The sequence below is a fragment of the Janthinobacterium sp. TB1-E2 genome (genome assembly GCF_036885605.1).
GTDB classification, from domain to species: Bacteria; Pseudomonadota; Gammaproteobacteria; order Burkholderiales; family Burkholderiaceae_D; genus Janthinobacterium; species Janthinobacterium aestuarii.
Genome location: NZ_CP142523.1, coordinates 156,416 through 177,608 on the forward strand (window position 1 = coordinate 156,416; position 21,193 = coordinate 177,608).

The 21,193-nt window shown below is 66.8% G+C and carries 10 protein-coding genes; 5 read left to right on the plus strand and 5 right to left on the minus strand.

Annotation, left to right across the window (positions count from 1 at the left end):
* Positions 1-127: 127 nt before the first annotated feature.
* From OPV09_RS00670 to OPV09_RS00685, 4 genes are all read right to left on the minus strand, one after another.
* Positions 128-13,789 (minus strand): filamentous haemagglutinin family protein, encoded by a 13,662-nt coding sequence (locus tag OPV09_RS00670; RefSeq protein WP_338680158.1) that lies wholly within the window; start codon positions 13,787-13,789, stop codon positions 128-130.
* Positions 13,790-13,962: 173 nt separating this feature from the next.
* A complete protein-coding gene (locus OPV09_RS00675; RefSeq protein WP_338680159.1) occupies positions 13,963-14,910 on the minus strand; it encodes a FecR family protein in 948 nt (315 codons plus the stop codon).
* A complete protein-coding gene (locus OPV09_RS00680) occupies positions 14,903-15,460 on the minus strand; it encodes an RNA polymerase sigma factor (RefSeq protein WP_034753775.1) in 558 nt (185 codons plus the stop codon). The genes OPV09_RS00675 and OPV09_RS00680 overlap by 8 nt, the downstream gene beginning before the upstream one ends.
* A gap of 2 nt (positions 15,461-15,462) precedes the next feature.
* Complete coding sequence (locus OPV09_RS00685) at positions 15,463-16,125, minus strand: secretin and TonB N-terminal domain-containing protein (protein ID WP_338680160.1); 663 nt, start codon at positions 16,123-16,125, stop codon at positions 15,463-15,465.
* Between the two features lie 260 nt (positions 16,126-16,385).
* Between OPV09_RS00685 and OPV09_RS00690 the strand changes: the two genes are divergently transcribed.
* From OPV09_RS00690 to OPV09_RS00710, 5 genes are all read left to right on the plus strand, one after another.
* A complete protein-coding gene (locus OPV09_RS00690) occupies positions 16,386-16,763 on the plus strand; it encodes a hypothetical protein (protein ID WP_331778957.1) in 378 nt (125 codons plus the stop codon).
* Positions 16,764-16,857: 94 nt separating this feature from the next.
* Positions 16,858-19,206 carry a Tex family protein gene (locus OPV09_RS00695; RefSeq protein WP_338680162.1) on the plus strand — a complete coding sequence of 783 codons (2,349 nt, stop codon included), beginning with the start codon at positions 16,858-16,860 and terminating at the stop codon, positions 19,204-19,206.
* Between the two features lie 4 nt (positions 19,207-19,210).
* Positions 19,211-19,681, plus strand: coding sequence for a GNAT family N-acetyltransferase (locus OPV09_RS00700; RefSeq protein WP_338680163.1), 471 nt, complete (start codon positions 19,211-19,213; stop codon positions 19,679-19,681).
* Between the two features lie 105 nt (positions 19,682-19,786).
* Positions 19,787-20,098: a Grx4 family monothiol glutaredoxin gene (gene grxD / locus OPV09_RS00705; protein ID WP_034753766.1), complete on the plus strand. Its 312-nt coding sequence runs from the start codon at positions 19,787-19,789 to the stop codon at positions 20,096-20,098.
* A complete protein-coding gene (locus tag OPV09_RS00710) occupies positions 20,091-20,705 on the plus strand; it encodes a UbiX family flavin prenyltransferase (RefSeq protein WP_338680165.1) in 615 nt (204 codons plus the stop codon). The genes grxD and OPV09_RS00710 overlap by 8 nt, the downstream gene beginning before the upstream one ends.
* A gap of 155 nt (positions 20,706-20,860) precedes the next feature.
* On the opposite strand, the gene OPV09_RS00715 is transcribed toward OPV09_RS00710, so the two are convergent.
* Positions 20,861-21,187 (minus strand): hypothetical protein, encoded by a 327-nt coding sequence (locus OPV09_RS00715; protein WP_046683172.1) that lies wholly within the window; start codon positions 21,185-21,187, stop codon positions 20,861-20,863.
* Positions 21,188-21,193: the final 6 nt, after the last annotated feature.

Sequence of the window (21,193 nt, forward strand, 5' to 3'; positions counted from 1 at the left end):
ATCAAACGGTTGCCCTGTGTTGCGGCGCTGGGCCGGCGTTTTTTCTGTTAATGCTGATCTACTGATGCCTAGACAGCCGCCGCGCGCGGCGACTGCCGAATGTCATCAAATGTTCATAAAACTCCGCTCAAGGCTGCAAGCCGCGCCGCTCATTCGGCGTGAGCGCCTGCAGCTGCGGCGCCGTCAACGGTCCCGCGCCCAGCACCTGCACCACGCCGGCCGGCTGGTAGCTGGACGCCTGCGGCTCGCCGCCGTTGCCCTTGCCAACACCGGCGTCGTCCGCCTGCTCGTTGCCAAAGCCCAGTACCTTCACCGTGAACAGCGACGGCAGCGCCTGGCGCGTGGCGGCCCGTTCGCGTTGCAGCACGTCTTGCGCCGCCGTGACGGCTTGCGTGGCGGCCGCGCTGGCATTGCTGAGCGCGCCCACGTTCACGGTAGCGATCACGGGCAGGCCCGCCGACTTGCCCTGCACCTGGACGTTTTCCGCATTGATCACCTGCAAGGCCGCCAGGTTGACGTTGCCCGAGACGCGGATACCCGCCTCGCCCGCGTCGATGCTGCCCAGCGGGGCGATCAGGTCGATGTCGCCGGGCGGCACCTCCGGGATCGGGTTCAGGGTGGCGATGCCGGCGCCCGTGGCCGGCGTGCTCGGCGACAGGCTGACGAGGCCGATGCTGTCGTAGGTGCGGCGCTGCGGTGTGTAGACGACGGTGGACTTGGTGCCACGGCCCGCATTGATGTCGCCCGTTGCCGACCAGGCCAGGATGTTGCCGCCGAAGGTGGTAAAGATGCGGCTCTGGCCCAGCAGGATGCTGTCCTTCGCATACATCTGGATCTCGCCCGCGCCCTGCGTCAGCACGCCCGAGCCTTCGCCCGGCGCATAGCCGCCATCGACGCCGATCAGCGCCCGTCCGCCCGGCACCGTGATGCCGATATCGCCGCCGACATCCGTATGGATGCCCGCGTCGTTGACGATCACGTGCGGCACGTTGACCGTCGGACGGCCCGCTTCGGCCCACTCCTGCGGACTCAGGTAGCGCACGCCCGCCACCGGCCGCTTCGTATAAACGCCGTCATAGTCGTTGACCGTGTACAGCGCGCTGCTGAACATCGTCAGGTCGCCCTTGTACTCGATCTTCTGGCCCGCCTTGTCCTGCGCCGGGAACAGGGTGGCGATGGCTTCGCGGCCGCGCAGGTAGCTGCCGCGGCGCATGCCGTCCGGATCGTTGTACTCGCGCCCGGCCGCCTTCAGTTCGGCAAAGTAGACATTGCTCAGGTAGACCTGCTGCTGTTCCTTCGGCAAGGCGGCAAAGAAGCTGCGCGCATCGGTGGCCGGGTCGTAGCGGATGCCCAGGCCGCTGTCGCCGCCAAAGCGCGTCGTCAGCCAGTTCACCAGGTGCAGCTGGCTGACCTGCGCATACTCGCGCGCCAGGTCGCGCCGCACGGCGCCCGATGCCTGGCCGGCCTTTTCCAGTTCCGCCTGCTTCGTGCCGAGGAAGGCGGACGCGCCCGCCTCGTCGCCGCTGTAGGCGAACTGGCCGCGCAGCCAGTCGGCCAGGGTCAGCTTGCCGCCGTAGACGTACACGGCGCTGCCGGCCTGGTCGGCCAGCGGCTTGGCCGGATCGGCCAGCTTGGCCGGGTCCAGGTAGCGCGCCGCGAAAGCCGCATAGTCGGGACCATTGCGGCCCACGCCGGCCGCCACGCTGATGCCGGCGCCATTGCCGCGCTCGCCGGGGCCCGTGTTGACGATGGCGCCGAGGCTGCGCAATTCCGCCTTGTCGGCCATGTACAGGTCGCGCCCGGCGCTCACGTTCAGCTGGCCCGGTCCCGCCACATAGAAAGTGCTGTAGCGGATGTCGCGTCCGGCGCTGACGACGGAGACGTCGTCGGCATGGCGGTGCACGAACAGGTTGCCGCGCGTGGACGAGGCGCCGGAGATGACCGGCTTGTCCGGAAAATCGGGCCGGCCGACGAAGCCCTGGCTGGTCCATCCGGCCGCGCCTTCCGGCACGCCTTCGACGCTGCCGAGCGGCGTGCCGGAATTGACGATGTCGCGTCCGGCCCGCACGGCCACGGCGCCGCCGCCTTCGTACCACACGCCCAGCGGGCCCGTTTCGCCCTTCAGTGTTCCCCGGTACACGATGCCGCCCGTGCGCAAGCCAACGATGTCGCCGCTGTTGGCATAGAAATGCGCGGGCTGCTGACCCACCGGCACGTAGTCCGACACCGTCGGCGCCGTCATGCTGAACAGCGGATACAGTTGCTGCGAGGCATCGCTGGCGCCATTCGACGACGAACCGAACCATTTCAGCGCGCCGGGCGCCAGCCCGTTGGCGCTGACGTTATGCAAGGGCAGCAGGCCGAACCAGACCGGGTCCAGGGCGCCGACGAAGCCCGGGTTGAATGGACTTGGCAACAGGCGCGGATCGGCGCCCGATGCGGTGATCGGATAGCCGGCCGCATGGATGGAGTCGGCCGCCAGCATTTCCAGCTGGCCCGTGCCCGTCTTGACAAATTGCGGCGCCACCGGCGACGGCGCCAGGATAATGCCGTTTTGCGGCATGTCGACCTTGCCGCCCTCGCCCAGCCTGCCCAGGCTGGCATTGCCGTAATACAGGCTGCCGCTGGCGGCCACGGCGCGCAACACGGATGGCATGACGAAACGTGCATCCGTTGGCGCGTGGTTATCGCCCATGTCCGATTGTATCCAGGCGGACGTCGGCGTCAGATTGCCGCCCGCGCTGAACAGGTCGATGGTGGTGGCCGGCGTCCACAGCGAGAACCAGCTCCAGCCCTCGCCTTGGCGCTCGACGCCCTGGTAGTTGAACGGCGAACCATTGCCCAACTGCTTGACGCGGCCCGCATCGGCCGTACCGCCCAGCACCAGATCGCCGCGCGCATCGATGCGCACGCCGCTGTCGCCCGGCACGAGGATGGGCCCGCCGCTGGCAATGGCCGTGCCCGCCGCATAGGTTTCATACGGCCGCGATTCCTTCGGATCGGCGCGGTCGAAGCGCAGTTCTACGCCGCCCACGGCGCCCGCCTCCATGCGCAGCGCGCCGCGCAGATTGGTGAAGGTGCTGTTGAGTGTCGGATACTGGCGCTCGAAGCGCGTGTCGGCATTCGGGGCATCGCTGTTGGCATCGAAGCTGCGCACCTCGGCGACAGGGTTGAGCCCGCCGCCGATGCGGATATCGAGGTCGCCACCGCCCGTCAGCAGCAGCTTGCCGTCCGGCGTCACCCTGCCCGTGCTGCCCACGGCCACGTTCAGGCCCTGGCTGCGCGGCGCGAACACGCCGCCCGGATCGGCGCGCGAGGTCAGCATGCCGGCGTTGCCGCCCGCCTGCAGCAGCACATTGCCGCCGCCGAGGGTGCCGATGCCCGTAAAGCCCGACACGACCGGCAGACCCGCAAACAGGTCGCCGCCTTCGGGACGCGCGACATAGGTGCCGAAATTGATCCACCATGCCGTCGGCACGCCCGCCCCCGTGCTGCCGCTGCCCTGGCGCCACAACCAGGCGCCGATGTCGCTGGTGTCCTGCTGCGCGCTCAGGGTGCCGATGGCATCCTCGCGGCGCTGCAGGGCGGTGCCCACGGTGTCGCCCTTGACGTCGCCCTGGGCGCGCAGCAGCAGGTTGCCGCCGTGCTCGGGATACCAGGCGCGGTACAGGCTCTCGCTGCCGCCATCGACGAAACGCGTCAACTTGTCGTCGCCCAGCGCGCCGAGCAGCTTGCCCTTGGCGTTCAGGCCGCGCGGCAGGTTGAACAGATCCTTGCCATCGACCAGCGGCGAGGCCGACTGCGTGCCCGCCGTGTAGACGCCATACAGCGAACGCATGTCGAAATCGCCGGCGGCGAGCAAATCGAGGTCGCCCATGCCCGTGCGCAGCACGCTGAACAGAAGCTGGCGCGCCGGCTCATCCTTGGTCACCATTTCGGGCGGCGTGCCGTCGGCAATCTTGGTCACCAGATCCGCATAACTCTCCAGCATGTTCGCTTCGGTACCAAACCACATTGTGATATCGACCTCGCCTTCCGGGAACCCCAACATGGTGGCGTACTCGTTGAAAATATAGGTGCCTGGCAAGCCCGTGCCCGGCTTGACCGACGTCCGTTCCTCCATGCCGTAATGCGTATCGGCCAGCATCAGATGGGCGTCCTTCGCATGCGGGCGCAGCGCGCGCGTATCGGCGGCGGCCGTATCGGCGCCGCCCACCAGGCGCAGCGACCACGCTTGCGAACCCTGGGCCAGCATGGGCGCCAGCGCCAGGTTGCGGCCCTGGCGGCCCGCGCCATCCTCGGCGCGCAGCGCCACCATGGTCGCGTCGCCAGGCAGCTTGACCAGCGTGCCGGCCGGCAGCACGCTGCCCTTGTCCAGCGCCAGCGCCGCCGCCAGCACCACGCCGTTGACGGGATTGACGCTATCGCCCGTGTCCCGCGGCTTGCCTTCGGGGAAAGGCAAAGCCACATTCGCCGGCCACAGCATGGCCGCCACGCTGGCCGCGCCGGGCAGGCGCAGGCCGGGATCGAGCTGCATGCCGCTCGATAAGGCCAGCGCCTTCGGCAAGACCGTGCCGGCCGCGTACAGCACCTTGCCGGCGGCATCGCGCACGGCGCCGCCCAGCACACTACCGGCAGGCAGGTTCAACTCCGCCGTCAGGGTGGCGCGCGCCGCCAGCAAGGTGCCGCCGCGCAGCTGCATGGCCTTCATCGGCACGGCGAAATTGACGCTCGTGCCCGATTGGAAATACGTGTCTTCGGCCAGGGTCACCAGACCCGCTTGCGGCACAACGACCTCGCCACCCCATGGCAGGCGGCCCTTCACCAGTTGCCAGCCCTTGTCGTCCGACGTGACGGGCAAGGTGCGGGTATCGAAGCCATCCGTGATACTGCCAAAGACGCTGAGCTTGCCGCCAGCGCGCACGACCAGCGCGCCCGCCTCGCCCGAGCCGTACACGCCGCTCAGGCGCGCCAGCGGATTGACGCCGTCGTAGCGGTGGCCGGACAGGTCGATGTCGCCATCGATGTGCAAGTCGCCGCCCGGCGTGGCGCTGACGATCTCGACGCCAGGGCGCAGGTGGAAAGCGTTGGCATCGCCGCGCAAGCCGCGCAATTTGCTGTCCATCAAGTTGCCGTTGGCCAGCGCGTGGGCCATGAAGAGCTGGCTGTCCCCGTGTTTCTCGTCCAGATAGGCCTGGTTGATGCCCTGGTAGCTGCGGCCGTCCGCATCCTTGCCGGTACCGGCCGGGGCATCCTTGTATTGCCAGAAAGCGTTGACGTTGATGGTGCGCGCGCCGGCGATGTTCAGCGCGCCAGCCGCATCGATGTCGACATCGTCGCCCGTGGCGCCACCGAGGCGCCGCGCGTTCAGGTCGATGCTGCCGTAGTTGCCGCCCTTGTCTCCGCTGCGCAAGTCGAACCGCGCGCCATTTTCCAGGCTCAGGCGTCCACCAGGCGCGGCCAGTTCGATGACGGCGCGGTTCGGCGCCTCGATCGCTTGCCCGTAGCTGTCCGTGCGCAGCACCGTGCCATGCGCGTCGAGCACGGCGCCCGATTGGATGGTGACGCCATCGCGCCCGGCCAGACGGATGCTGCCCACCTGCTCGCCGCTGGCGTCGATGCGGCCGCTCACGGTCAAGCTGCCGCCATCGACGGAGACGCTCACTTCGCGCGCCTTGACCTCGTCGCCGATGGTCAAATTGCCCTGCTTGAGCTGGAAGCTGCGGCTGCCGAATACCTTGCCCGTGTTCAGGCGCTGGTTCAGGCCGGCGAAGTCGCCGATCTGCTGGGCGCGCACCTCCACGCCGCCGGCCGCGTACGGCACCAGGGTGCCGCCTGCGTCATAATGGCCGCTGGCGCCGCCCAGCAAGCTGCCGCGCAAGTCGGCAGTACCGGCCGCGTCGCCCGTGGCGATCACGCTCAGCTTGCCGGCGCGGTTGTTCACGGCCGACAGGTCGATCACGGAAGCGCCCGCCTGGCGCACGTCGCCTGCGCGGCTGTCGAGGATCACGTCGCCGCCCCAGCTGTACTTGCTGGTGTCGTAGAAATCGATCTTGCGGCCCGCCAGGTCCAGCTTGGCCTTGTCGCCCAGCAGCACATCGCGCTCGGCCGACAGGGTCAGTTTTCCGCTTGGCAGAACCACGGATGTATCCACGCTGACACTATTGCCGTTCAGCGCCACTTCGGCGCCCAGGGCGCCGGCCAGCGCCGCGTTCGTCGGTGTGGCGGGGGTAGCGCCGGCCGGCGCGCTCACCTTGAGGTCGCCGCCCGCCGTGATGCGGTTGACGGAACCGGCCGCGCCCGTCAGCAGCGGCGTGTTGATCAGCAGATCGCCGCCGCTGTAGCGGTAGCCATTGGTGGCCGTATCCCACGCGCTTTGCGACTGGTAGACGGACAGGCTGCCCTTGTTGTTGGCGGTCAGCTGCTCGCTGGCATTGAGCGCCACCTGGCCGAAGCCCAGTATCAAACGGTCGAGGTTGTGGATGGTGTCGGGACGGCTGTCCGGCGTGAAGCCGAACTCGATGCGCTTGGCGTCGATCTGCAAGCGGCCGCTGCCCGTGCCGGGGCCGTTGGCAACGACGGCGCCGGGCGCATTCGTCGCGCCCTGCCACACGAGGGTGTCCGTGTGGATGCGCGCCAGCGCGTCCGTGCCGCCATAGCCGTAGATGGCGGGCGTGTTGAGCACCAGGCGCGACAGCGACGACTTGCCCGTCGCCGCATCGATGGTCGACAGCTGCGACGAATCGTAGAAGTTGAAGGAATTGCGCGCCGTCAAGCCCAGGCTTTCCAGTGCCGGTGCGCCCGTGCTCGTATCGCCGCGCAGCAGGCGGTCGAGCACGTCCTGGTTCAGCGCCAAGCCGTCCGGCAGGGCGCCGCGGGCGCTGGCATCGGCCAGCGAGGCTGCGCTGCCGATATTGATCGAACCCATCCCCAGCACCAGATTGCGCGTGCCGTAGCGCACGTTGTCGCGCAGGGTAAACGCGCGCTCCGTGACGGCGGCGATGGTGCCTTCCGAATACAGCGAGGTGGTGCCCGTGCAGGCGCCGCCCGCCTTGGCGCACGTGCCGATGTCGATGATGCCGGGGCCACCCGAATCGGACGGCGTGCGCACGGCCGGCAGCATGTCCAGCCAGCCGTTCGAGACGGCCAGCACGCTGCCCATGGGCTGGTACACAAAGCCGTCGCGCGAATCCCAGGCCGCCTTGCCGCGGCCCAGCGTATTGATGCCGGAACCTTGCTCGAGGAAGATGCCGTCGTCGGTTTTCGTGGTCACCAGGAACACTTCGGCCGCCTTCAGCACGGCACCGTCGCGCAGCACGATGCCGCCCGCCGATTCGTTGATGGCGGCGATATTGGCGCGCTGATTGGTACCCGTGGCGAAATCGCTGTAGGTGACGCGCGGCAAGCCGCCGATACCCAGGCGCTGGGCGCCGAAGGCGTTGATCTGCGAAGCGTGCACGGAGACGCCATCGAATTCCGCCTGCGCTGCCGTACCGTCGGCCAGCACTTGATAGCGGGTACCCGCATGGCCGCCCGTGCCCAGCAGCAGCGAGCCGCCAAAGCCGCCCTCGGCCGGCGTGTACAGGGCGCTGCCATCCATCATCAATGGCGTGTGGTTATTTTCGACGCTGTGCAGGGACGGGGCGATCAGTTGCACCCGCACGCCCTTGGCGTCGCGTTCCAGCGTGGCGCGCGGCACGCCGTCGCGCGTGGCTTGCGCCACGGCAAAGGCGGCATAGCCCGTTTCATTGTATTGCGAGTAGGTACGCAGCACGTCGGCCGGCGTCAGGATGGCCTGGCTCGGCACGGCGTCGCGGATGGCCGTGCCGGCGATGCCCGTCTGCGCCGCCGTCGCATACGAACCATTGCGCATGGCCACCATGCCGCCCGCCTCGACGGCGCCGGCCAGGCCATTCAGCTCCACGCGGAAGGCGCCCGGCAGCAAAGCGAAATTCGATGGCAGCAAGGTGTAGGTACCGGCCGCCAGGCCGGGCACGCCCGCGGCGATGGTGATCTGGCGTCCCACGGCCGGCTTGCCCGCGCCCTGCTCGGCCGTCAACGGCGCCACGTCCGGCTGCACGCCGGGAATGATGGCGTACACGGGGTTGGTATTCAGGCCGGGCAAGGTAAAGCCGCCATTCGGCTTCATCTGCACCAGCGGATTGAGGCGCGCATCGGTGGAGCCGCCCCGTCCGGCCAGGAAGGCCGCGCCCGTCAAGGTGCCGCCGCCCGACAGGTCGAGCACGGCGCCGGCTTGCACGTCGACGGCGGCGCCGACCAAGGCGATCTCGGGACCGTTGCCCACGCCCTTGAAGACGACGTCGTTGCCGTCATACAGGTAGCTGAGGCCATCGAGCGTGCCGCCGTACGGCATCGTCAAGCTTTTCGCGCTGACGGACGTCAGGCTGCCCGGCAACAGATTGACATGGCCCGTATTGGCTTCAAAGCCTTCGGCCCCCAGGGTGATCTGGCCCAGCGGCGCGCGCAGCACGCCATGCTGATTGATGGTGGGTGCAATCAGGCTCAGGCTGCCGAACACGGAAAACGGCTGGTTCGGCGTGGCGCTGCCGGCGCTGCGCTCAACAGTGAGCGTGCGCAGCGGATCGAGCGTGACGCGGATATTGCCGTATTCATCGACCCGGCTGCTCTGGCCCACCGTGACCATGCCGCTGTCGCCCGTGGCCGGGTAGATTTGCGCGGCGACCAGGGTCGCGTTGCCCGGCTGGTACAGGGCGGCGTTGTTCGACATGCGCAAGTCGCCGCGGCTGTTCAGGGTCAGCTGTTCGAAGGCATCGCGTTCGACGGCCAGCGGCGTGCCGCTGCTCTGCACGATCTCGCCGCGCGTACCCATGTTGACCTCGCCCGCGAGATCGAGCATGCCCGCATCGATCTGCAGCAGCGAGCCGTCGGCCACCAGCGGCACGCCCAGCATGCCGCGCCCCTTGCCCGAGTTTTTCGAGCCCTTCACGGCATTGGGCACGATGTAATTGTCTTTCTGCGCGCGCGCGGCCGTTCCCAGGCGCACATACGGCGCCGCCAGGCGCACCTGGCTGGCAAGGCTAGGCACCTTGTCCTGGCCGTCCGCATCGGGCGGCGGCGTCTGCGGCGGCTGCTGCGCCAGCCCCAGCGAACTGGCGCTCAGGCGCAGGCTCTGGCCCAGCGCCAGGCTGACGTCGCCATCGACGCTGAGCATGCCGTTCACATGCATGGCCAGGTTATCGAAGCCACCGGCCTTCACACGGTCGGCGCCCAGGCGCGCACTGCCGTAGCGCAAGGCCTCATCCTGCTGGCCGGCGCGCAAATCAACCGGCAAGACGCTGTCGCCCTGCACTTGCGCCAGCACGAATTCGCGCGGTACTCGCACCGCATTGTCGACGCTATCGCCTTCCAGCGTCTGGCGGTTCACCTGGCCGTAATTGGGCGTGTCGAGCGCCATCGCCAGGGTGCCGCCGGCCGCCCCGGCGCCACCGGCCACCGCGCGCAGCGTGCCGTCGGCAAAGATGCCGTTGTACGAACTGAGCGAAATCAAGCCGCCGCTGCCGGCCACGTTGACGGCGCCCTGGTTCGGCAAGTCCAGCGTGGCTTGCGCGCCGCTGGCGTCGAGCAGCGCGCCCGGACGCACGACGACAAAGGCGTCGGCCGCGTCGACGCTGGCCGCATCGGCCTTGTAGCGGGCGCCGATTTCGATGCTGCCGCCCTTGTCGGCACGGCCATAGCGGCCGCCGCGCATATCGGTGGCGACGGTGGCGCGGCCGGCGACGTCAAGCACCGCGTGTTCGCCGATCCAGATCGACGTGGCTTGTCCCTTGCCGTTCGGCACATCGGCATCGCTGCCCGTACCCAACGTGCCGGGCAGGATGGCGATCTTGCCGCCCCAGGCGTCGAGTCGGCCGTCGATACTGACCTGGCCATTGCTCGTTATGCTGATCTGGCGGCCCGGATCGACCGTGACGACGGCGCCTTGCGCCACGGCCAGGGCGCCCTTCACGTACGGGCTGCCGGCCGTCAGCGTCAGGTCGGCGCCGGCGCGCTGAGTCAAGCGGCCCTTGCGCGCATCTTCCTGGTACAGCTCCGGCGTCCACACTTCCAGCGCGGCAGCCGGATCGGTGCCACTCGCCACCGTGTGGCCGGTGGCGGGATTGAAGCGCAGCACGGGCATCTTCACATCGATCCGCGCATCCTTGACCACCACGACGCCGTCGCGGCCCGTGACGGCGTAGTCGGCAAAGCCGCTCTGGAACAGGCTGGCGTCCAGCGCCAGCATGGGCTGGACGGCAACGTCACGGCCTAGCATGGTGCCGGTCGGCAGCAGCACGCCGCGTGGCGCGCGCACGTCGTCGGCGGCGATGCTGCCGGCCGCATACTGGGTCGTTATCGGCACGATGGGCAAGCCATTCGGAAAAGCCGCCGCCGAAACCTCGAAGCCTGTAGCGAGGCCATTGATGGCCGTCACCACGCTGCCTGCGGGAACGATGGAACCACTCCAGACATACGTCGTGCCGTCGATGAAGAAGCTCGCGCCCGGCGGCACCAGCAAATCACTCCCCAGCACCAACGGTTTCTGCGCCGACACGTCCACCGTCACGGGCATGCTCAAGGTCTGGCCCGGCTTGATCACGCTGGTGCTGAGCGCGAAATCGAAGGGAATCTTCTCGCCCTTGGCAATCAAAAATTCATCGGCCAGGCGCAAGCCGACGGGGGCGCTGCTTCCTCCTGGCAGCACGTCGCCGTCCTGCAGCTTGCCGCCGATGCTGACGGCCGTGCCGCTGTCGATCGTCAGGCGTCCGCCGCCCTTCACGCCATGGCCGCGCAACTCGCCGTCAAGCTTGAGCAAGGCGCCCGTCGGCGTTTTTTCACGTGGCAAGTCGACGGCCAGGGCGATGTCGCCGCCGCGCCCGCCCTGCAGGCTGCCATTGCTCATCAAAGCAGCGCCCGACGAAACGTCGATGACGCTGCCGCCGGCCAGCTCGATGCCGCCCGAACTCTTCAATGTGACCTTGCCGCCATTCACGTACGGCAGGCCGGCGACCGCTCCCGGGTCCAGTTCCAGGTTGCTCCACAGGCCCCGCGTATCGAGACGCACGCCCGGCGCCACGCGCACGCCGGCTGAGCCCGCGGCGCGCCCTTCCGGCAACACGGTCCCTTCCACCCACACGGCGCCCGCGTTCGCCAGGTAGCGCGAGATGATGTCACCGGCGGCGATGCTGCCGCTGCGCGCGCTCACGTTCGCCTTGATGGCCACGTCGGTGGCGTGCAGGGCAATGTCGCCGCCATCGGCCACGCGCACGTCCGCGTTGACGTCGAGCTTGTCGTAGGCGTAGATATTCAGGGCGCCCAGTTCCAGCCCATTGAGCCAGTCGGCATCGAGCTGCAAGGTCTTGCTGCGCGCGGCCGGCAAGGCTTCACTGAGCAGCTGGCCATCGGCGACGGGTGCCACCTTGCCGATCTCGACGTTTTCCAGCACGGCTTGCGGGCTGTCGCGCAGCTGGCCCGCCTTCGTATCGAAGACGGGCGTCATTTTGCCGACGATCAATTGACCGGCGCGCGCGGCCGACGTCTGCGCCTGCTTGTAGCTATCGACGCCGTCATCGCGCTTGCGCTGCTGGCGCTCGCCCTGGAACACGGACGTGTCGATATCGCCTTCGAGCACGGCAGCGCCCGTGGAAACGATCAGGCGGCCCGCATCGCGGCCCACCGTATAGCCGTTTTCCAGGCGCTCGCGCGGACCGATCAAGGCATTCGCATGGGTTTCCGTCGTGTTGGCACCCCAGCGCGCATGCGTGCTTTCATAGCCGCGGTACAAGCCCGTGTACAGATTGTCGCCAGGGGCCGTGCTGAGCTTGTACATCGCGCCATCGGCGCCCTTCAGCCACGTCTGCTTGACCATGCCCGTCTGCACGTCCAGCGAACCGCCGGCGATGTTGATGCGCGAACCGGCCTGCGTCACCACTTCGCCGCCGCCAAAGCCGACGGTGCCGCCCTGGGCCGCCCATTCGCCGATGCCGTGGCCGCTGGTATTGAGGTAGCCGCTCACTTCCAGCAAGCCGCCCGCCGTGTACCAGCGGTCCGTGGCGTAGCCGTTGGTGCCGGCCGGCACCAGCACCAGGTCGCGGCGGTCGACCCACACGTCGCTGTTGTTCAGGTATTTGGCGTCGCGGCTGCCCGGTGCGTCGCGCTGTTCGTTGCCCTGCACGTTGATCAGCACATTGTTGCTGCTCATGTCGACCTTCACGCCGACGGCGCCGGAGACGTCGATGGCGGCGCCGCGCGCCACGTGGCTGCGGCGGGCCGCATCGGCCAGCACCTGGCCACCCGTGGCCAGGGTCAGCGAATCGCCTTCGAACTCGATGTTGCCGGCGGAAACGATGCGCACCAGCGACTGGTCGCGCCGGTCCTGCGGCGTGTCCGTACCCTTGCCCGTGTCTTTCAGCAAGGTATCGCGCTGCACGTCGAGCGCCGTGGCGCCGTTGTCATCGATGACAATGGCGCTGACGCTGCCGCGCGCCAGGGTCACGCCGGCATTCTCGCCCGCCGCCGCCAGGTGGATCGTGCCGCGGCCATTGACGGTCGTGCTCGACAACAGCACGCCATCCTGGCGCACGCTATTGCCGCTGAGCGTGATGTCGCCCGTGGCCGCCTGGATCAGGCCGTTGTTGACGACGCTGCCGGCGCCGCTGTCGGCCACGCGCAGCATCTCGACTTCATTGCCGCGCGTGCTCGAATACTGGTTCTTGTCCGTACCCATGCCCTGACGCACGACGATGGCGTCGCCGGCCGCCAGGGTGGTCTGGCCGTTCGGCGTGGTGATGGCGCCCGCATTCTCGACGGCGCGGCCGGCCAGCAGCACGTAGCCGCCGCCTTCCGTTACCGTCTGCGGCTTGCGCGTGTCGATGCGCGCGCCGGCGGCGACGACGACGTCCGCCTCGGCCGCCGCATGCGTAAAGGTATTCTGGTCCAGCAACAAATCATTCGCGAAGGTCGGCACGGCGCCCGTGCCCTGCGCCTTGCCATACAAGCCGCTCTTGAACTGGCTGTCGCTCATGCCCATGGCGGCCGCCGCCAGGCTGCGCGTATCGACCTGGCTGCTGCCCGTAAATACGATGCCGTTGCGGTTGACGATCATCACCGTGCCGTCGGCCTTGATCTGGCCCTGGATCTGGCTGGGGCGCGCCAGCGGATCGTTGACGCGGTTCAACACGGACCAATGCGATTTCTGGTCGAACTGCAAGGTGGTGTTCTTGCCGACGTTAAAACTTTCCCAGTTCAGGATGGCCTTGTCGTCCGTCTGCACGACCTTCACGACGGTCTTGCCATCGGCCTGGCTCTGCACGGGGCCCTGGGCGTTGAGCCAGCCCGCCGTCAGGCTGTTGCTGTCGACCTGCAAGCCGCCCTTGACGAGGCCATCGGGCGCGCCACCGGCCGCCAGCGCCGCCTGGCGCGCGGCCGCCTGCACCGCCTGTTCGGCGGCGATGCCGCGCGCGGCCAGCAAAAGATTGTTCAGCGATTGCTGCAGCTTGCCTTCGGCCTTTTGCTGCTGCAGCAAAGGATTGTTCAGCGCTGTGGCCGGCTGGCCATTTGGCAAGCGTCCCGTGGCGGCGGCCGTGCCCTGCTGCGCGCCCTTGCCCGCGAACCAGGCGCCGCTGAACGGCTGCTGCGCCTGCGCGCCCCCCGCCTGCAGCAGCATGGCGATGGCCAGCGCCAGCGGTTTCAAGCGCACCGGGCGAGCGTTGTGGCTGCCCGCCATGGCGGAGGAGGATGCGTGTTTCGTGACCGACTTGCTTCGCTGCATGGCGACATTCCCTTTTCATGTTCCGTTGCTGACCGATATCGCGAGGCGGCGCGCGGCACGCACGGGGCGGGCGGCAGGCACTGATTCGCGGCTTCCAGCAGCATTGACAGGGAACAAGGTCCGGGACTGCAAAAGGTCATGAAAATGTCATAATTGGCGCCAGGCCTTTGCGCTCAACCAAACAGCACGATACCGCCAGGCAAACGCGTCACGCGTGCGCCATACGCGTCCTGGATCAGGGCGATCACGTCGTCGAGGCGGTCGAGCGAAAAGCTCGCTTGCACACGCGTGTGTTTCAATGTGTCGCCATTAAGGATCAGCTTGCCGGGACGGTAGCGGTTCACCTCGTCCACCACCTCGGCCAGGGTGCTTTGTTTGAAGACCAGCAGGCGCTGGCGCCACGCGCTGACGTCGCCCCTGGTCACGGCGCGGGCGATGCCAAAATGCTCGGGCCGGTAACGCAGCTGCTGGCCGGCGGCCAGTTCCGCATCGTTGCCGGCTTGCGCCACGCGCAAGCGGCCCGCCAGGCACGTCACGCACACTTCCTGGCCGAACAGGCGGATATTGAAACGCGCGCTGCCGGCCGACACGGTGCCGTCGCCCGCCTGCACGCGCACGCTTGCCGCGCCGCGCAAGCCGGCCTGGAATTCCGCCTCGCCCGCCAGCAGCACCAGCGACGCGGCGCCGTCCTGCACGGGCGCCGCATCGAGCCGCGTCTGCGTATTCATCTGCACCAGCACGCCGCCATCGAGCGCCACTTCGCGCTGCTCGCCCGTGCCCGTGGCATAGTCGGCGGCCAGACCCGCCACGGCCGGCCACAGGTCCGTCGGCGGGCGCAATACCAGCAAGCCCAGCGAGGCAGCGACGGCGCCGCCGAGCCAGGCGCGCCGCGCCACGTTGACAGGCGCCTGCGCCCGCTTGACGGCGCGCGCGGCCGGCACCATGGCGCCCCACACGGCGCGCGCTTCGGCAAACGCCGTCGCATGCCTGCGGCTGCGCGCGCACCAGTGACGGAACACTTGCGCGTCGCGCTCGCTGACCTGGCCCGAGGCCAGGCGCACGACCCACGCCTGCGCTTCCTTCTGGATGACACCCATGTCGTCTTCCGTTTGTTCAATCATGATGTTTAGACGTTTTTCCCGCGCCGGGACCGAAGCGCTGGATGAAATCGCGTCCCATGCGTTCGCAGCAATGTTCGAGTCCCGCGCGCAATTCCTTCTCCACGGTGCGGGCGGAAATGCCGAAGCGCTCGGCGATATCGCGGTGCGGCAACTGGTCGACGCGGGCGGCGATGACGATGGCGCGCCGGCGTTTCGGCAACTCCTGCAAGGCCCGTTCCAGTTCCTCGAGCTCGGCGCGCGCGCTGAAGGTGCGGGCCGGGTCGGCCAGCTCATCGGCCATCTCGTACAGATCGTCGATATCGGGCAGGCTGAGCAGCCGCGCATTGTCGCGGCGCTGATCTTCCGCAATGTTGATGGCGATGCGCATCAGGTAGGCGGACGGGTAGCTGATCGCCTCGGGCGCCGTCATCCGCTCCACCCGCAAATACGTTTCATGCAGCGCGTCATTGGCCAGGTCTTCCGAGCCCAGGCGGCGCTGCAAATGGCGGCGAAACTGTCCGTAGCGTTCCAGGAACAGCTTGCGCAAAGTGGCTTTCAGCAAATCCGACATGGTCAGGGCGCTCCGGCCACGAGGTAGGGCGCGCAATCGGCATCGGGATCGGGCCGCGGCGTCAATAAAATCGTCAGCGGCTGCGGCAAGCCGGCCGGCGGCGCGCCATCGATCAGCAGGCTGCGCAGGCGCTGCAGGACGGCGCGGTCGCGCTGTTCCACGCCGCTCGGTTCGAGCACGTGCACGGCGCGCACCTTGCCCCGCTCGTCGAGCCACAGCTGGAAGGCCAGGCGGTAGCGGCCGAAGGCGTCCGGATGCAGACGGCACAGGGCGCGCGTGAGCGAGCGCTGCAGGACGGCCGCATAGCCTTGCAATGGTGCGGTGGCGGGGGCAGCTTCGGCCGGCACGGGCGCCGGCGTCACGGGTGCATCGGCCAGCGCCAGCAAGGTGAACGCATTGCTGCCGCTGAAGCGCGCGCCCAGCTGGGTGCCGGCCAGCAAACGCTGCAGCGCTTCGGCAGGCGTGTAGTCACCGCGCACGGGCGAGGCCACCCTGCCGGCCGCCAACTGGCTGCTGACGAGCACGGAATACCCGGTCACTTCGCCAAACGCCACCAGGGCCGCGTCGAGCGGCTGGGCGGGCAAGTCGAAGCGCAGGGTTGCGTGCGCGGCGGCGTCAGCACCGTCCGCGCCCGCAGCCGGCCGCACGAATGTCATGAATGTCATCAATGTCATCAGCAAGCAGGCGGACAGGGCATTGCCCTTTGCGGCGCGGCGGTGGCTTAGTGTCATTTTCCAGGGGACGCAACGAAAAGTCCTGCTCATGAAGTGTCTTGACTGCAATAGATCAAGCAGAATGGCAAGATGGTAGCTTCATAAAATGACAACTGCATGACATGGCATCAGCCCGCACCCCGGCCTGTGTCATCGCCGCGACACATGACCTTGCTATGCTGGACGCTGATTCCACCGTTCCGGGAGCCGCCATGGCACGCCTGTTCTTGACTGTTTTATTCGCTTGCTTATTCGCTTGCGCCGCCCTGCCCGCGCAGGCGGACGAACACACCGTTGTCGTGAAGGCTCCCGCGCCGGAGAAGGGCTGCGTGGAGGTGGAAGTCAGTGGCCAGCGCACGCAGTCGATGTCTTGCTTGAATGAAAAATTATTGCCGAATAGCAACACCATGAACCGGCAGCCACCCGCCCTGTCCGGCGCGGAAGCGGTCATGCAGCGCCCGTCGAACCAGCTGGGCCTGTACAACCGCGCCGCCCTCGAACACCGCATGGGCAATGCCTTTGGCAAGTCCGTCACGCCGCAGAGGCCGCCAGCTCCCGCGCCCGCCAGCCCGCTGCTGCCGACGCGCTAGGCCGCTTGTCAACGCACAGTCCATTTGCGCTGTCAAGATTGCGCAATCGCGCCGATTGCGTATCATTCCAGGCTTGATCGCTCTGGAAACAACCATGCTGCCCACTATCGAACAACGCCTTGCCCTTGAACTTGCCGCCAAACCGGTGCAAGTTGCCGCCGCCATCGAACTGCTCGACGAAGGCGCCACCGTGCCCTTCATCGCCCGTTACCGCAAGGAAGCGACCGGCGGCCTCGACGATATCCAGCTGCGCCTGCTGGAAGAGCGCTTGCGCTATCTGCGCGAACTGGAAGAGCGGCGCGCCGCCATCGTGGCGTCGATCACGGAACAGAACAAGATGACACCCGAGTTGCTCGACGCCGTCATGCACGCGGAAGACAAGACGCGCCTGGAAGATTTGTATTTGCCGTACAAACAGAAGCGCCGCACGAAGGCGCAGATCGCCATCGAAGCGGGCCTGATGCCGCTGGCCGACAGCTTGCTGGAGAACCCGGAACTGACGCCGGAAACAGAAGCGGGCAAGTTCCTGCGCGACGCGTTTACGAGTGCCGACGGCAACAACCCGGGCGTGCTTGACACCAAGGCGGCCCTCGACGGCGCGCGCCAGATTTTGATGGAACGTTTCGCCGAAGATGCGACCCTGCTGCAAACCTTGCGCGAATACGTGCAGGAACACGGCATCGTCGAATCGAAAGTGGTGGAAGGCAAGCAGGACGAAGGCGAAAAATTCGCCGATTATTTCGATTACTCGGAAACCATCTCGACCGTCCCTTCGCACCGCGCGCTGGCGCTGCTGCGCGGCCGCCGCGAAGGCATCCTCGACGTCACCCTGCGCCTGGACACGGAAGCGGAAAAACCGAAATGGGATGCGCCGCACAATCCGTGCGAAGGCCGCATCGCCGCCCGCTTCGGCATCAAGCAACAGGGCCGCCCTGCCGACAAATGGCTGGCCGACACGGCGCGCTGGACCTGGCGCGTGAAAAGCTTCATGCATCTGGAAACGGAACTGATGGGCGCGCTGCGCGAACGCTCGGAACTCGATGCGATCAATGTGTTTGCCACCAATCTGAAGGCGCTGCTGCTGGCCGCGCCGGCCGGCCAGCGCGCCACCATGGGCCTGGACCCAGGCTTGCGCACGGGCGTCAAGGTCGCTGTCGTCGATGCCACCGGTAAAGTCGTCGACACGGCCGTGATCTACCCGCACCAGCCGAAGAACGACTGGGATGGTTCGCTGCACACCTTGGGCCGCCTGGCCGCCAAGCACAATGTGTCGCTCATTTCCATCGGCAACGGCACGGCCTCGCGCGAGACCGATAAACTGGCGCAGGACCTGATCAAGCAGCATCCGGAAGCGAAGATGACGAAGATCGTCGTCTCGGAAGCGGGCGCGTCGGTGTATTCGGCGTCCGAGTTCGCCTCGAAAGAATTGCCGGACATGGATGTGTCGCTGCGCGGTGCCGTCTCGATCGCGCGCCGCCTGCAAGACCCGCTGGCCGAACTGGTGAAAATCGACCCGAAATCGATCGGCGTGGGCCAGTACCAGCATGACGTAAGCCAAAGCCAGCTGGCCCGCTCGCTCGATGCCGTCGTGGAAGATTGCGTGAACGCCGTCGGCGTGGACGTCAATACGGCGTCGGCGCCCCTGCTGGCGCGCGTGTCCGGCCTGTCGGCCAGCGTGGCGCAAAGCATCGTCACCTACCGCGACATGAAGGGCGCGTTCACTTCGCGCGCAGCCTTGAAAGCCGTGCCGCGCTTGGGAGATAAAACGTATGAGCAGGCGGCCGGCTTCCTGCGCGTGATGGGCGGTGAGAATCCGCTGGACGCCTCGGCCGTCCACCCGGAATCGTACCCGCTGGTGGAAAAGATCCTGGCGGACATCAAAAAGGATATCAAGGCCGTCATCGGCGAAACGGCCTTGCTGAAAACCTTGAGCCCTGCAAAGTACGCGGATGAAACGTTCGGCGTGCCGACCATTTCCGACATCCTGAAGGAACTGGAAAAGCCGGGCCGCGACCCGCGTCCGGAGTTCACCACCGCCACCTTCAAGGAAGGCGTGGAAGAAATCCGCGACTTGCGCCCGGACATGATTCTCGAAGGCGTGGTCACCAACGTGGCCGCCTTTGGCGCCTTTGTCGACATCGGCGTGCACCAGGATGGCCTCGTGCACATCTCGGCCCTGTCGAACACGTTCGTGAAAGATCCGCACACGGTGGTCAAGGCTGGCCAGGTCGTGCGCGTGAAAGTGCTGGAAGTCGACGAGAAGCGCAAGCGCATCGCGCTGACCATGCGTTTGACGGACAGCGCGCCGCAAGCGGGCAGCAAGCCTGAGCAACGTGGCGACCGCAACGACCGCCGCAGCATGGCGCAGCACCAGTCGCAATCGCGCAACGCGCCCGAGCCGGCCGGCAGCATGGCCGCCGCGTTCGCCAAGCTGCGCGGCTAAGTCCATGGCCGCCAGGCATGATTTCATCATCCTGGCGGTGGACGCCGCCAGCGCGGAGGCGCAGTTGCTGCTCGATGCATTGTCGGACGCGCTGCTGCGCATCAATGGCGACAGTGGCCGTTCTTCCTTCGATGTCGAGGCGGCAACGCCGCGCGGCGGCTTTTACCTGGCCCGCGATGTGGCTGGAGAACTGCTCGGCTGCGCCGCCTTGCGCCCGCTGGGCGAAGCGGACAGCGCCATAGGCGAACTCAAGCGTATGTATGCGCGCCCGGGTTCCGCTGGCGTGGGCGCGGCCCTGCTGGCCCATGTGGAGGCGCAGGCGCGCCGGCACGGCTACCAGGCCCTGCACCTGTCCACCCGCGTGGCGAATGTCCGCGCCGTGGCGTTTTATGCCAAACACGGCTATGCACCCGTCATTGCCTGGGGCAAATACGTGGGCGCGGCACAATCGACCTGCCTGGGCAAGACCTTATAAGCGTCAACGTGGCTGACTTGCCCAATTTATGACTTGAGCGCATACCCGTGCCGGCGTTTTCTTATAAAATGACGGCATCTATTTATTTACCCATCAGAGGCAGCTATGAGCGACGTACAAACCTGGATCAAAGAAACCGTGACGAACACGCCAGTCGTGCTGTTCATGAAGGGCACGGCCCAGTTCCCCCAGTGCGGCTTTTCCGGCCGCGCCATCCAGATCCTGAAAGCGTGCGGCGTGGAAAACATCGCTACAGTCAACGTGCTGGATGACCCGGAAGTTCGCCAGGGTATCAAGGATTACTCGAACTGGCCGACCATTCCACAGCTGTATGTCAAAGGCGAGTTCATCGGTGGTTCCGATATCATGAATGAAATGTTTGAATCGGGCGAACTGAAGTCCCTGCTGGATGCCTGATAGCCAAACGCAGCGGCCGCGCCGTATCGTCGTGGCCATCACGGGCGCCACGGGCGCCGTGTATGGCTTGCGGCTGCTGCAATTGCTGGGCGCCACTCCCGGCGTCGAAACGCATCTGGTCTTGTCGGATGCGGCCGTATTGACCCTGCACCAGGAAACGGGCGTGGGGCGTAAGGAAATCGAAGCGCAGGCGCACGTGGTGCACAAGCTGCGCGACATCGGCGCCTCTATCGCCAGCGGCTCGTTTCAATCGGATGGCATGGTCGTCGCACCGTGCTCGATGAAGACCCTGGCGGCCGTGGCGCATGGCTTGTCGGATAATTTGATCACGCGGGCAGCCGACGTCGTGCTCAAGGAACGCCGCCGCCTGATCCTGATGGTGCGCGAAACGCCGTTCAACCTGGCGCACCTGCGCAATATGACGGCCGTGACCGAAATGGGCGGCATCATCTTCCCGCCCTTACCGAGCTTTTATCACCACCCGCAGAGCATCGCGGAGATGGTCGACCATACGGTGGCGCGCGTCATCGACCTGCTCGGCATCGAGCACAGCCTGGCGCCGCGGTGGAATGGTCTTAAGTCCACTCGTGACACCCCTATTCTGTAGTTGGCGTCACGATGTAACTCTGGCGTCACGATGCCTGACAAAAGCGTAGCGAGCGGAAGGAAGAGGTGGTCGAGAAGCGCAACCGTACTCTAGTACGGTGAGCATCGCAGGCCGCCTATGCCGACGCGCAGTAGCTTTGGTCAGGCATCCACCGTTCAGCGTTTTTCGAACTGCGTGGCACTTGCCTGCTTCAAATCCCTGGCTTCTTCAACCATCCTGCGGTGGGCGATCCGTTTGCGCATCACTTCCGCATGTTGCGCGGCAGTCATGGGGGGCACGGTCATCAAGTCCTTCAGCTGCGCGGTATTGCTGTAGTTACTTTTCATAAGACGGCTCAAATGCTCGGCTCCGTAGTGGATGAACTGGCTGCTTCTGATGTGATTATGCGCTGGTATTGGCCGCTGCGCCGCCGCACGCGGGATTATTGTCAAATAATTCCGCTGCAGCGCAACATGCGAGGTCTTATTGTGCGGCAAAATCATGTCTCC